At 56.0% G+C, this 12,509-nt stretch carries 11 protein-coding genes and 1 pseudogene; 9 read left to right on the forward strand and 3 right to left on the reverse strand.

The features are described from left to right. Positions 1–2: 2 nt before the first annotated feature. Both EHN06_RS20335 and EHN06_RS20340 read right to left on the reverse strand, forming a co-directional pair. A pseudogene (locus tag EHN06_RS20335) lies at positions 3–1,183 on the reverse strand (cytochrome P450); the annotation flags it as partial. A gap of 14 nt (positions 1,184–1,197) precedes the next feature. Then, a complete protein-coding gene (locus EHN06_RS20340) occupies positions 1,198–1,518 on the reverse strand; it encodes a 2Fe-2S iron-sulfur cluster-binding protein (protein WP_091642688.1) in 321 nt (106 codons plus the stop codon). A gap of 176 nt (positions 1,519–1,694) precedes the next feature. Between EHN06_RS20340 and EHN06_RS20345 the strand changes: the two genes are divergently transcribed. Continuing rightward, positions 1,695–2,690 carry an AraC family transcriptional regulator gene (locus EHN06_RS20345; protein ID WP_164735659.1) on the forward strand — a complete coding sequence of 332 codons (996 nt, stop codon included), beginning with the start codon at positions 1,695–1,697 and terminating at the stop codon, positions 2,688–2,690. Positions 2,691–2,759: 69 nt separating this feature from the next. Here the strand turns inward: EHN06_RS20345 and EHN06_RS20350 are convergent, their stop codons facing one another. Beyond that, a complete protein-coding gene (locus tag EHN06_RS20350; RefSeq protein WP_091642682.1) occupies positions 2,760–3,374 on the reverse strand; it encodes a TetR/AcrR family transcriptional regulator in 615 nt (204 codons plus the stop codon). 258 nt (positions 3,375–3,632) lie between these two features. Here EHN06_RS20350 and EHN06_RS20355 point away from each other — a divergent pair, with 258 nt between their 5' ends. From EHN06_RS20355 to EHN06_RS20390, 8 genes are all read left to right on the forward strand, one after another. Continuing rightward, entirely contained in the window at positions 3,633–4,118 is a 486-nt protein-coding gene (locus EHN06_RS20355) for a PaaI family thioesterase (protein ID WP_091642679.1), read from the forward strand. After that, positions 4,115–4,618 carry a PaaI family thioesterase gene (locus EHN06_RS20360; protein ID WP_091642677.1) on the forward strand — a complete coding sequence of 168 codons (504 nt, stop codon included), beginning with the start codon at positions 4,115–4,117 and terminating at the stop codon, positions 4,616–4,618. The genes EHN06_RS20355 and EHN06_RS20360 overlap by 4 nt, the downstream gene beginning before the upstream one ends. Next, positions 4,608–5,510 (forward strand): alpha/beta fold hydrolase, encoded by a 903-nt coding sequence (locus tag EHN06_RS20365; protein ID WP_091642674.1) that lies wholly within the window; start codon positions 4,608–4,610, stop codon positions 5,508–5,510. Before EHN06_RS20360 ends, EHN06_RS20365 begins: the two co-directional genes overlap by 11 nt. Before the next feature lie 37 nt (positions 5,511–5,547). Then, positions 5,548–6,600, forward strand: a complete 1,053-nt coding sequence (locus EHN06_RS20370; protein ID WP_072678647.1) for an efflux RND transporter periplasmic adaptor subunit — start codon at positions 5,548–5,550, stop codon at positions 6,598–6,600. Continuing rightward, positions 6,597–9,635, forward strand: a complete 3,039-nt coding sequence (locus EHN06_RS20375) for an efflux RND transporter permease subunit (protein ID WP_072678648.1) — start codon at positions 6,597–6,599, stop codon at positions 9,633–9,635. Before EHN06_RS20370 ends, EHN06_RS20375 begins: the two co-directional genes overlap by 4 nt. Before the next feature lie 592 nt (positions 9,636–10,227). Continuing rightward, positions 10,228–10,860, forward strand: a complete 633-nt coding sequence (locus EHN06_RS20380; RefSeq protein ID WP_011783392.1) for a hypothetical protein — start codon at positions 10,228–10,230, stop codon at positions 10,858–10,860. A 199-nt stretch (positions 10,861–11,059) separates the two neighbouring features. Further along, positions 11,060–11,587, forward strand: a complete 528-nt coding sequence (locus EHN06_RS20385) for a retropepsin-like aspartic protease family protein (RefSeq protein ID WP_127334538.1) — start codon at positions 11,060–11,062, stop codon at positions 11,585–11,587. Positions 11,588–11,795: 208 nt separating this feature from the next. Next, positions 11,796–12,488, forward strand: coding sequence for a hypothetical protein (locus tag EHN06_RS20390; RefSeq protein WP_127334539.1), 693 nt, complete (start codon positions 11,796–11,798; stop codon positions 12,486–12,488). Positions 12,489–12,509 lie beyond the last annotated feature (21 nt).

Here is a 12,509-nt window from a genome sequence, read left to right on the forward strand (position 1 = left end):
GGGTCCTCGAACTTGCGCTCGTCACGGTTGCCCGAGGCGTACCACATCACAACGCGATCGCCCTTTTTGATGGTCTGGCCGCCCAGCTCAACATCTTGCTTGGCGACTCGGCGCATATAGGCCAGCGGCGTTTGCCAGCGGATGATTTCCGACACCATGTTCGGAATCAGTTCCGGTTTTGCCTTCAGTTTTTCGAACTCCTTTGGGAATTCGTTCATGGCCACCAGGCCACCACTCATTGAGTTGCGAGTGGTATCATTGCCGCCAACGATAAGCAGCGTCAGATTGCCGATAAACTCCATCGGGCGATTGATCAGATCTTTGGTGTCGTCGTTGCTCTGTAGCAGGCTGATCAAATCGAAACCGGGCTCTTCGCCCGCCGCGCGGCGCGCTTCCTTATCCCTCCAGAGCCTGGAGAAGGACCAGGCCATGTCAGCCGCGTCGTCAAACATGATCTCTTCTTCGGCATACTCGCCGCCGGTTGCCGATGCTGCCCGGCCATCCGATCCGACCACTCAACCAGCTTGTGACGTTCCTCGTAAGGAAAATCCAGAAGGGTTGCGAGCATGCGACCGGTGAGTTCCTTCGATACAGTGGGCACCCAGTTGAAGGGCTGGCCCAGAGGCAGGCTGTCAAGCACATCGCCGGTACGCGATCGGATCAGCTCCTCCATTTCCTTCAGGTTCTTCGGTGCCACCACGCCTTGAACCGAGCTGCGCTGCACATCGTGTTTTGGCGGATCCATGGCTATGAACATTTCCACCGACAGCCCCTCTGGAGGGTCGCCTAATATGATTTGCGGCTCGGCGGAAAACAGGTCGTGACTCTTGTCTACGAACATGATGTCCTCAAAGCGAGTCACCGACCAAAAGGGGCCGAAGGGGCTGTTCTTCTGGTAATGCGCCGGAGCCTCATCGCGCAACCGTTTGAAATAGGCGCGCCACTGATCCTGCCGATACAAAAATGGATTGCTGACATCGATGTCCTCAAGGGCCAGCGTGTTAACGTCCGGGATGACTGATTCAACAAATTCGGGCACCGGCCGGCGTGGGCCGAAGGCCTTCTTCTTGGCGCTCATTAACAGTTTCAGCCCCTGGATCTGCCTGTGCATCGGTACCACCCTGGAGGTAGCATTGATCACTCGGGATTGAATGTCGTCAAATGTTTTAGACAGTGTTGGCATGCGTCCTCCTATGTTCACATCTGGAACTCGGGTAAATGCACGGTCATGCCGTCCATTTCATCAGTAATGACCACCTGGCAGCCCAGGCGCGAAGTGCTCTCCCGCTCCGGGGTCATTGACAGCATTTGCTCTTCCTCACCACCAGGCGTACCTGTCTTTCTGAACCAATCGTCCGAGACGATGACGTGGCAGGTGCCACAGGCACATTCCCCCCCGCAGTCCCCGTCAATACCGGGGATCAGATTGTCAACGGCGATTTGCATTACCGAGGAACCAGTTTTGAACTCAGCGACATGTTTAGTTTGATCATGTTCTATAAAAGTAATCTTACCCATTGTTGTTCTCCTGCCCGTAGTATTCACCGATAGATATTGGCTGTCTGGCGATACTTCTGTCAGGTCATTTCTTGACAACATAGAGTCATTTAAAGACAAAATAGTGGTCGTTCAGGACGGAGATGATCAATGATGACGACGCAGAAGGCGGGTGATTTGCAAAAACCGGTCCAGGTATTCCATCGAATTACTCACGGCTAATTGCGCGTGAGCTTGATTTAACAGCCAAACAACTGCCACGTCTGCTGCTCGGCACCGGGCTTGGTGTGGCGCAATTATTGAGTGAGGAAAGCCTGCTTACCGCAGCTCAGCAGATGCGGATTCTGCGCAACGCACTGGACTTGTCCGGCCTGCCGGAATTCGGGTTGCGGCTCGGCAAGCGACTGACACCGGCAACCCATGGAGCAATGGGGTTCGTTGCTTACAGCAGCCCCGACTTTCTCACTGCGCTGCAGGCGATTCATACTTTTCTGCCCACGCGTGCTAGCTTCATCCACCTGCATTTGCAGCAAGTCAACGAGCGCCTGGAGTGTATTCTGGACTATCAGGAGTCGCTGGACGATGACATACAGCAGTGCCTGTCGGATGCGATGATTAAGGCCCTTTTTGAATTTGGCGAATTTATAATTGGTCGCCCTTTGCATGAGGCTGAAATATACTTCGCTCATCCTGAACCAAAGTATAAGGCAATGTATGCCGATTTTTTATCCGGGCAGATTCACTATGATTGCGATCAGGTAAAACTTACGTTGCCGATGTCATTGTGTCGGGAACCGAATGCGTCCGCCAATCACGAAAACTATCGTCTGGCCTTGCAACAGTGTGAATCGATGCTTGTGCAACTTCAGTCGGATCAACCGAGCTATCAGACCCAGCTGAAGATGATGATGTTGTCCCGACCGCCCGGAACGCTCAGTGAAGACGAAGCAGCGGCCTCGTTGTTCATGAGCAAACGCACTCTGGCACGCAAACTCAAGCAGGAACGCAGCGGTTTTCGGAAAGTTCGCGACGAGATTCTGTCCCAGCAGGCAGCGACCTATTTGCGTGAAAGCCAACTGTCAATCGAGGCCATTTCCGCGTTGATGAACTATCACGACATTGCCAATTTCAGACGCGCCTTCAAGCGCTGGTTTGACCAGTCGCCTGAGCAGTTCAGGCAAAATGTCAGATGACAAACCGTGCATCCGCATGATTAGCGATCATAAACAGAGGCTACTTGCTTGCGTTTGTGAAGCCAGAACCTATGCCTGCCCCCCTTTATTGATCACACCGTCCATCGCGATCTGCCAGATCAAGTCGCCAATGGCGTCGAGTGAATGAGCCCCGTTCGGGTCGAACCAGGTTGCAACCCAGTTGAGCGCCCCAAGGCCGATCAGGCGGAGCAAACGGCCGTCAACATTCTTCCGGATCACGCCCTGTGCAATCATCGTTTCGAGGATATCGGCCCACAAGGACTCGTACTGGTCACGCAGTTCGATGATTTCCTCGCGGGCCTCCGGGCCCAGCGCTCGCCATTCAAACAGCAGCACGTAAACCGCGTCCGAATCGACCAACAGGGCTCGCAGATGCGCGTTGATACAAAGACGCAACCGTTCAACCGGGTCATCCGAACTGGCGTAAGCCGACTCGACCTCTGCGGTAACCAGGTCCACCCCCCGGCGCATCAGCTCGACAAGCAGCGCTTCCTTGCTGTTGTAACGATAATACAGACTTCCGGGCAGCATATTGCAGGCCTCGGCAATCTCCTTGAGCGACGTCCTTTCAAAGCCTTTCTCACGAAAAAGCCGGGCTGCGTTAGACAAAACGTCGCCCTGGTCGCCCAGTTTGCTTGCAGGAGTCATCTGTCTGTTAACCATGGCTTAAACATCTCCTCAGCAAGCCAGCTATTTGTTCATCAGAGCGGCAACCACCTGACTCATTGCATTGGTGGTGCGCCATCGCACGGGTGGCGTGCCATTTGCCACAACAGATTCTTGACATTTGGTTGGTTAACCAACCAAAATCCAGCAACAATGTTATTCGGAAGAAACTGACATGGCAATGACCTATCAAAATCAGCTGTTTCCCCCCACTTCCACCCCTGCGCGAAATGCAAACCGGGGTGGGCAGATCTGATGACGGAGTCGAACAGAGCTCAGCACAGTGACGCTGTGACGACGGCGTGGCAGTTCACCGAACAGGTTCCCCACGGCAGGGATCTGGGTATGCAGGTTGTCTCTGTCGATAAGGGCCAGGTCTGTATGCGCCTGACCCCACAGCCATGGATGTTCGCCGAAGAGGATACAAAAGAAATCTGCACCAGCGTGCTCTACTCACTGGCAGACTCCGCCGGAGGCCTGGCGGTATTTGCGGGGGCCCTGGAGCTGATGCCCATTGCCACGCTGGATCTGCGCATGGATTATCTGCGGCCTGCCAGCGGCGACCGTGCCCTGGTAGCGGTGGCCACCTGTCGTCATTTAACGGACGAGGTCGCGTTCATCCATTGCGACATCCTCAGCGAGAGTGACAGTGAGCTGTTAGCGACGGCAAGCGCCACCTTCATGCGCAACACCCAGGGCCAGCAATTTCAGGCCGGTGGACGAAAAAAGGAGGGCGCATGAGTACGACTGGCGATTCGGCACAACCCATCTCAGGCCCTTCCGAAAGCGGGCAAGAAAGCGGGAAAGAATGTTCCGACTGGCAGGCCCTGCTGGAGCGCACTCCCTACGCACGGCACCTTGGTCTTGAGGTTCAACGCGACGATGTAGGTCTAGTGGTTCATATGCCGTGTCGTGAAGCGCTGATTGGCAACTTTATGCTACCTGCTCTCCATGGCGGCGTGCTTGGCGCCCTGATGGAGCTTACCGCGCGGGTCGCTGCGCAACGCCAGGATACAGACAAACGTTGCCCACGCATTCTCGACAGCCACATTAACTACCTCCGCTCCGCGCAGGCCCGATCGACGTTCGCCAGCGCCGAAATTGTCCGGCAAGGCAGGCGGAGCAGCCTGGTCCGGGTGACCTGCTGGCAGGGCGATAAGCGCAAGCCGATCGCCAGCGGTCAGGTTCAGTTGTTGCTCCCGACAATGGCGGCCAAAGAAGCAGATCTTCATGGACAATAAGCACAACAACCCTGAACGCGACCAATTCCAGGCGCCGGATGGCGCGGAGATCGCCCTGTGGCGCTGGCCGCAATCCAAAGCGCGCCCCACGTTGCACTGGGCGCATGCAACGGGTTTCCATGGCCGCCTGTACCGCCCCCTCCTTGATGAGCTTGCCACGGACGTCAATGTCCTGGCCTGGGACATGCGGGGGCACGGGGCCAGCGCCGGTGCGGCGAACTTTTCGACATTCCGGGGCTGGGAAACCTACTATCGCGACATGACCGCTCTGCTGGATAGCCTGGATGAGCCGGTCTGGCTTGCCGGCCACTCCATTGGGGCCACCACCAGCATCATGGCCGCTGCCCGACGGCCAGACAAAGTGCTGGGCCTGATTCTGGCGGAACCCGTAATCATGGATCCGGGGCAGGGCCTGAGGTTGTGGCTGGCCAAGCTGCTACGCCAGTCACATCGGTTGTCACTGGCCGCCGGAGCCGCACGTCGGCGCCCGGTATTCGACTCGCACGCTGCTGCGTTGGACAACTATCGGGGCCGCGGTGGCTTCAAGACCTGGCCCGAAGCATGGCTGGAAGCCTATATCCAGCACGCCTTCGAACCGCAGGAAGATCAAGTTCAGTTGGCGTGTGCGCCGGAGTGGGAGAGCACCACTTTTGCCCATACCGAACACAACCCCTGGCCCGGTATTCGTCAGTTGCGGTGCCCGGTTATCGTGCTGGCGGCGGAACGCGGGTCAACCTTCTCGCCGGCCGCGCGAAAACGCCTGCAGATCCTGCTGCCTGAGGCTGACGTAAATGTCCTCGGCGAGGCGACTCATTTTCTGCCTATGGAGCGGAGGGAAACCGTTCGCGATGCCATCCTGCAACTTGTTTTGTCCGGCTACCGTGAGAGCTGATACTCAAATCTGGATTTTGCCAATCGGGACACCTGCCATGCGCTGTATGCTGACCCTGTTTATCTCGCTGCTCATGCTGTCTGGTTGTCAGCAGTCTTCGGAACCGCCCCCAGATGCCCGCGCCCCTATCCCCTGGGTAAAAACAGTTGAACTAAAGGACGCCGGCCCAACAGCGCAGAGATTTTCAGGAACCCTGCGAGGCCGCCACGAAGTTCCTCAGGCCTTTCAGATCGCCGGTCGGATTCAGCATCGTTATATCGATGCCGGTCAGCGCGTGGAAAAAGGCGACTTACTGTTCAAGCTCGATACACGGGACCTGGTGGCAGCCGCAGGGGTCGCCGCCGTGGATCTTAAGCGTGCAAAAGCGGCCCTGGCAATTGCCACCAATGAACTCCAGCGCCAGCAGCAACTTGTGGCGCATCAGTTTGTCAGCGAACAAACCCTGCAACGCCTTGAGTTGGCAGAGCGTGAGGCGCGCAGCCAGGTGCAAACCGCTTCTGCACGCAATCAGCAGGCTCAGAATGCCCTGGGGTATGCGGAACTGAAAGCCGCCCATGCAGGCGTGGTCACTGAGGTCATCGTTGAACCTGGCCAGGTTGTGGGTGTCGGACAAACCCTTGCCGTTCTGGCCGAAGATCAATCGCTGGAAGTCGAGGTTTTTTTACCAGAGGGCAGTAACCCGTCCATGCGCGGTTATGTCCCTTTACCCAATGGCGAACAGCTTGCTGTGAGCTTGAGAGAGATTGCCGGGGCTGCCGACCCCGCAAGCCGGAGCTGGCGTGCCCGATACAGCCTGGAGGGGCCCTACCCCTCGTCTTTAACCCTGGGGTCGGTGGTGAGTGTGCGGTTAGCGCAGAAGCAAACCGCCCCCAGCCATCGCGTACCGCTGGGTGCCCTGGATGAGAGAGGGCAAACGCCGCAGATCTGGTTGGTTTCCGACGGCACGGTAACGCCCCTGGCGGTCGAGGTGATCGATCTGGGTGAGGAGTATGCGAAGATCAAGGTCGACATCAAGGCGGGAACGCCCATCGTCGCGTTGGGGACACACCTGCTCACGCCTGGCATGGCAGTGCGGGAGCTGGTTCAATGAGCTTACCGAATCTTTCCGCGCTGGCAGTGCGCGAGCGTTCGGTCACCCTCTTTTTTCTTTTGCTGTCCGTTGTTGCCGGTTTCTACGCGTTCTCGTCCCTGGGTCGGGCGGAAGACCCTGCGTTCACCGTCCGGGCGATGGTGGTTTCTGTCGTCTGGCCAGGGGCAACCCCCGAGGTGCTGCAGAACCAGGTCGTGGATCGTTTGGAAAAGCGAATCCAGGAGGTGGTGTATTTCGATAATATTGAGACAACCATTCGGCCCGGGCAGGCCGCCATGGTTATCCGATTCCTGGATTCTACTCCGAGTGAAAAAGTGTCGGACCTCTTCTATCAAGTCCGCAAGCGCATGCTCGATGAGCGACCCAACCTCCCCCAGGGTGTGATCGGCCCCATCGTCAACGATGATTTCGCGGATGTGTATTTCTCCCTGCTGGCGCTGACGGCACCCGGGATGCCAATGCGTGAACTGACCCGCGAGGCAGAATCGATACGGGATCGCCTGCAACGGCTGCCCGGCTTGCAAAAAGCACAGCTCCTGGCGGAGCGTCCTGAGCGGGTGTATCTCGAATTTGATCAGGACCGGCTCAACAACCTCGGTTTGTCGGCAGAAGAGGTGTTGCAGGCGATAGAGGCCAACAACCGTCTTCAGCCTCTTGGCTTTGTTGATCTTGCCGGCCCGCGGGTTTATGTCCGCAGCAACATCGACCTGTCTGACCTTGAGCGCCTCACCTCAGTACCTCTCCGTATCGGCGACCAGCTTATTACCGTATCTGATCTGGCCGAGGTGCGTTTAGGGTATGAAGATCCTTTGAGCTACATCGTCCGCTCCAACGGTGAGGATGCGATCCTCCTGGGTGTGGTCATGCGTGCGGGTGAAAATGGCCTGGAATTTGGCGCGCGGCTGCGCGAGTTTGTCAGTACCGAACAGGGCAGGCTGCCGCTGGGAATGTCAATACAGACCCTGACCGATCAGGCGGAAGCCATCACTCAGGCGGTTGATCTTTTTCAGGTCAAGTTTCTGGTTGCGTTGGTCGTGGTGATGGGGGTTAGCATACTGGCGATCGGTCTGCGCGCGGGTTTGGTGGTGGGCATTGCGATTCCTGTGACCCTCGGCCTGACTTTCTTGTTGATGAAAATGGCGGGCATAAACCTGGACCGCATCACCCTGGGTGCGTTGATTATCGCACTGGGTCTGTTAGTGGACGATGCGATCATCGCCATTGAAATGATGATCGTGAAGATGGAGAGCGGCTGGGACCGGGTACGGGCAGCCAGTCATGCCTGGAGCGTAACCGCCGCGCCCATGCTGTTCGGTACGCTGGTGACGGTGGCCGGATTTGTCCCCATCGGATTTGCCCAGTCCGGAGTGGGAGAATACACCGGCAACATCTTCTGGGTGCTGGCTTTTTCGTTGTTGATTTCCTGGGTGGTGGCGGTAACTTTTACGCCTTATTTGGGCGTCAAGCTCTTGCCCGATTACACCGGGCATATGGGCCAGGACCTTTACCAAAGCGCGTTTTATCAGCGGTTGCGTGGGGTGATCACAGCGTGTGTTCAGTACCGGAAAACCGTCGTTTTTATCACAGTGGGTTTGCTGGCGATCAGTGCTTTCGGGATGGCAACCCAGGTGCAGAAGCAATTTTTTCCCAGTTCTGATCGCCCCGAAGTTCTGATCAGTGTCTACGCTCCGCAGGGGAGCGCTATTGCCACCACGGATCAAAGTGTCAGACGCCTGGAAGCGATTCTGATGGACATGCCGGAGGTGAAAAGCCTTTCCGCTTACATCGGTGCCGGTGCGCCCCGATTCTTCGTATCGGCCAACCCCGAGCAGCCGGACCCGGCATTTGCCAAGTTGATTGCCATTGGGCAGGACGTTAAAGGGCGCGATCGCATCATCTCGGCGCTGGAAACCAGAATCGCGGCGGGTGAATTTCCGGAGGCACGAGTGCGGGTGACGCGTTTGCTGTACGGTCCCCCGGTGGTCTGGCCGGTCAGTTTTCGTGTGCTGGGTCCGGAATCCGATCAACTCAGAGAGATCGCGCACCAGATCCGCACTCTCATGACCGGGCATCCGAACATCGTCATGCCGCATCTCGAATGGGATGAGCGTGTGCCCACTCTCTATCTTGATATGGATCCGGAAAATCTGGGTTGGATGGGCCTGACTCCGGCAGAGGTTGCCCGGCAACTGCAGTTCCAACTCCGCGGAGTGGCCGTCACCGAACTGCGCCAGGGCATAAGGAGCGTTCAACTGGTGGCGCGTAATGCACGTGGCGAAGTGATCATGCCGGAAGATCTTGAGATCAAAACCCGCGACGGCCGCAAACTTTCCGTACAGCAACTGGGCAAGTGGCAGGTTCGTTACGAGGACCCCGTCATAAAGCGTTACAACCGTGACCCCTTCCTGGCCGTTCAGGCCGATGTAGAAGGTGCCCAGCCACCGGATGTCACCAAGGAGATATGGAGTGCGATGACGGGCCTGCGCGAACAGTTGTCGGAGGGTTACCGTATTGAAATCGGCGGTACGGTGGAACAATCAGCCAAAGCCAATGCTTCAATCCAGACATTACAACCGGTGATGTTGGCGTTGATGCTGATCTTTATCATGCTTCAGATGCGTTCCTTTATCGGCACATTGACTGTTCTTGCCACCGCGCCACTGGGGCTGATTGGGGCTGTGCTGGCTTTGCTGCTGTTTAATCAACCCTTTGGCTTTACCGCGCTGCTGGGGCTGATTGGCCTGGGCGGCATCCTGATGCGAAATACCATGATTCTGACGCAGCAGGTGCAGGACAACTTCAAAGCAGGAATGGCTGCCCGGGAAGCCGTTGTCGAAGCGGCAGTCCAACGTGCCCGCCCCGTGGTACTCACCGCCCTGGCGGCCGTTCTGGCGTTTGTACCTCTGACCTTTGACCTGTTCTGGGGGCCGCTGGCTTATGTCCTTATCGGTGGCGTGGCGGTCGGCACTCTGATCACGCTATTGTTTGTGCCGGCGCTTTATGCCCTTTGGTTTCGATTAAAGAACGAACGCTGAGATTAGATCGGCCCCACAGTTTAGACTGGTTCAGGCATCCCAAAGCTAGCTGAAACCCCTGACCTGCACCCAGCTTCCTTTCCATGTGATCGTCTGGCGTCCGTGATTTGCTCCATCAATTAGGCTGTATGAAGCATAAGTGATTTGCTCGTCGGCCCTGAGCGGAGGCTAACTTGAATGTCCGCTTTTGTTTAAGAGCGGCGGTCACGACTAAGGGTTATGTCACCATAACTTGGTCGAGCCGGCCAAAATATGCTGTCAATAACACCACTCACGGCCGGGGGTAGGCCCAAACCCAGGCGCACTTCAAAGGACTGATGGATTCGGCTGCACTTATCTCAGTATAGGACCAAGCGGCCCGGCGGCAACACTCTGCATAAAGATGGGCCTACCTCTGGGGTTGCGGGTTTCAAAACCCATGAGACATTACTCATATTGAGAGTGCGCGGATCCTGTGGTGGGTGTTGAGTGAGGTTGGCCCTCGAAAGAGGGCCCTTTTTCAACCGTTAAAGGGACATCAACGAAAGACCTATTCTCGATTTACTCCCCGCAGTCCCGGCATACCATGGATTTTTTTCTGAGGAGCCTTGCCATGCCCCACCTTAAGTTTGCGTTAATAGGACTCACAACCTCTCTTCTCCTCGGTTGTGGTGGGGGAGGGGGCGATGGGGCTGCTATCGAGAAATCCTCATCATCAGGCAACACTGACGCAAACAAGGAACTTGTTTTCGAGTTTTCCGGTTCACCACTGGAACCGAGTGTTTTCAATCTGGCCGCGTTCTCAGAAGACCAGGAAAATCAGTTCTCACCGGGAGATATCATCAGTCTGACCTGGAATACGGATGTCTACTATGACGACCTCTCGGTTCCCGGGTTCGATGAGACCTTTCCCTATACAGCGTCTGTTTATCTGAGTGAGGACGGCGCGTTCCAGGTGGAAGATGACGTAGAGCTGTTTTCGGTTCAGTGTGTTTTTCCCTCCTCAGAACAGACGGCCTGTGGTCAGTTTGCATCGTTCCGGTGTGACTATGCCCCTGACAATAGACATGAGCTTGTCTGCTCAAGCTTACCGGCTGGGCGAGAACGGGGGCTTGAAAGTCATGTGGTGGATATCACAGAGTTTCTGAATGTCATTCCTAAAACAGCGGAGCTCTTGATTGTGGCTTGTTTAGATAATGAGCCCGAAAAGTGCGACTCCCACCAGCTCAGCCTGCAGTTGAACTGAGCGCCGTTGCAGATTCTGCGTGATCCTTTCGTACGCGAGGAGGAGGGGCGACAGAACAACCGTGATTTATGTGCGGCTCTGGTGGCCCGTACTTTACGGATACTGATTCGAATTCATCGTCGTGTTGGCCGGCTGTTCCGGAATTCAGGATGGGTTAGAATAGAAAACAGCCTGTCGCGGATTCACAGCAAGGAATGGGATGAGTAAACCCGGTGCCATCAGACCCGAAATCAGATACATTCTTTACTTTGCTGTTTTTTGGGCTGTATTGATCGGTGTTGTGACATATTTATTCGACCGAGTGGATGCCCGCAATAACAACCCCAATCAGCAACTGGTCAGCCATGTCCGTGGCGGTGCCACCGAAATTGAGCTGAAAGCCAATCGCCAAGGGCATTATCTGGTGGACGGCACCATCAATAACCACAGCGTCACCTTTATTTTGGACACTGGCGCCACTACCGTGTCGATTTCAGAATCGGTAGCCCAGAAAGCGGGCCTTACTCGGGGCCGCCCCGGCGTTGCACAGACGGCGGCTGGTAAGGTGAAAGTGTGGAGTACTATCATACCGGAGCTCCGTCTGGGCGATATGAGGTTCACTAACGTGCCCGGCACCATCAGTCCCGCCATGGATCCCGACATGGTGTTGTTGGGAATGAGCGTCCTCAGCCAGCTGAACTTCACTCAGCAATCAGGCGTTCTTACCTTGAGCCGGGAAACTCAGTGAGTCAGAAATGGTTCTCCTGGTTGTTTGAGCCCGCCGCACGACGTTGCATCATTTTTTAGTCGAGGGCGACCCGGTGGAGAAAGGGCCTCGCTGAGGGGAAACTGGATGCTGGGGTGAGTCGTATTCCTGGTACTTGGCGGACGGCTTTCAGAAGTAAGACCCATTTGTGCAATTTTCCACTAACCAAACGGAGGTCTGATACCGACCTATGGCCATCCATTTCTATGAGAAAGGCCAGCTATCCTCTGGTTTTCACGGCTGGCAAGTGACAGCGACACTAAGAGGTAAGCGCTACCAAAAGTACTTCAGCCTGATTCCTCCAGTGTCTGCGATCCCAAATGAATTCTGGCATCGCTATCAGGAAACACGAGCGCGTTATTACGATGCCCGATGGTCTGCCCGCTCGGCGGCTTTGAAATACATCGATGCCTTAAAAACGAATCACCCAAACACGCGCCCATGCCGTGGTGTGGGGTTCCGGGGTATCACGATGGGGATCACGACCGGGGAACGGATTGATCAGGAGCGGTGTTATTTCTCCGTGAATGAGCCCGGAAATCCAGTCCGCTTCTTCATCACAAAAGACTGCACCTTATCCCAAGCCTGGGAGCAAGCGGTCGACCATTGGGGTGAGGTTTTCGATATTCGGCCTAAAGATATTGAAATGAAGCGCAAACATCCGGTTGGCCCTTCTGCCTTTAAAGCGCTTCGTAAACAACTCAACGAACATGAAGGCTACAACATCTCGGTTGAAGCACTTCACAATGTGTATGCTGAACAACGCGCCCAGATCGAGCGTCAAAAGGCCAGTGAGCAAACCCAGGGTGAGGTCACCGAGGATGATTTGCTGGGTTGGTATGCCAGCCTGAAGCAGGAGATTTCAGAGTACCAAAATCGCTGAGTTCGGTCGGAGCCGCGGTTG

The sequence above is a fragment of the Marinobacter sp. NP-4(2019) genome, from assembly GCF_003994855.1.
Classification (GTDB): Bacteria; Pseudomonadota; Gammaproteobacteria; order Pseudomonadales; family Oleiphilaceae; genus Marinobacter.

What these genes read in the sequence shown, in the direction of transcription:
- EHN06_RS20340 (WP_091642688.1), bottom strand. Translation starts at nt 1,518, where the DNA reads ATGGGTAAGATTACTTTTATAGAACATGATCAAACTAAACATGTCGCT.
- EHN06_RS20350 (WP_091642682.1), bottom strand. Translation starts at nt 3,374, where the DNA reads ATGGTTAACAGACAGATGACTCCTGCAAGCAAACTGGGCGACCAGGGC.
- EHN06_RS20355 (WP_091642679.1), top strand. Translation starts at nt 3,633, where the DNA reads ATGACGGAGTCGAACAGAGCTCAGCACAGTGACGCTGTGACGACGGCG.
- EHN06_RS20360 (WP_091642677.1), top strand. Translation starts at nt 4,115, where the DNA reads ATGAGTACGACTGGCGATTCGGCACAACCCATCTCAGGCCCTTCCGAA.
- EHN06_RS20365 (WP_091642674.1), top strand. Translation starts at nt 4,608, where the DNA reads ATGGACAATAAGCACAACAACCCTGAACGCGACCAATTCCAGGCGCCG.
- EHN06_RS20370 (WP_072678647.1), top strand. Translation starts at nt 5,548, where the DNA reads ATGCGCTGTATGCTGACCCTGTTTATCTCGCTGCTCATGCTGTCTGGT.
- EHN06_RS20375 (WP_072678648.1), top strand. Translation starts at nt 6,597, where the DNA reads ATGAGCTTACCGAATCTTTCCGCGCTGGCAGTGCGCGAGCGTTCGGTC.
- EHN06_RS20380 (WP_011783392.1), top strand. Translation starts at nt 10,228, where the DNA reads ATGCCCCACCTTAAGTTTGCGTTAATAGGACTCACAACCTCTCTTCTC.
- EHN06_RS20385 (WP_127334538.1), top strand. Translation starts at nt 11,060, where the DNA reads ATGAGTAAACCCGGTGCCATCAGACCCGAAATCAGATACATTCTTTAC.
- EHN06_RS20390 (WP_127334539.1), top strand. Translation starts at nt 11,796, where the DNA reads ATGGCCATCCATTTCTATGAGAAAGGCCAGCTATCCTCTGGTTTTCAC.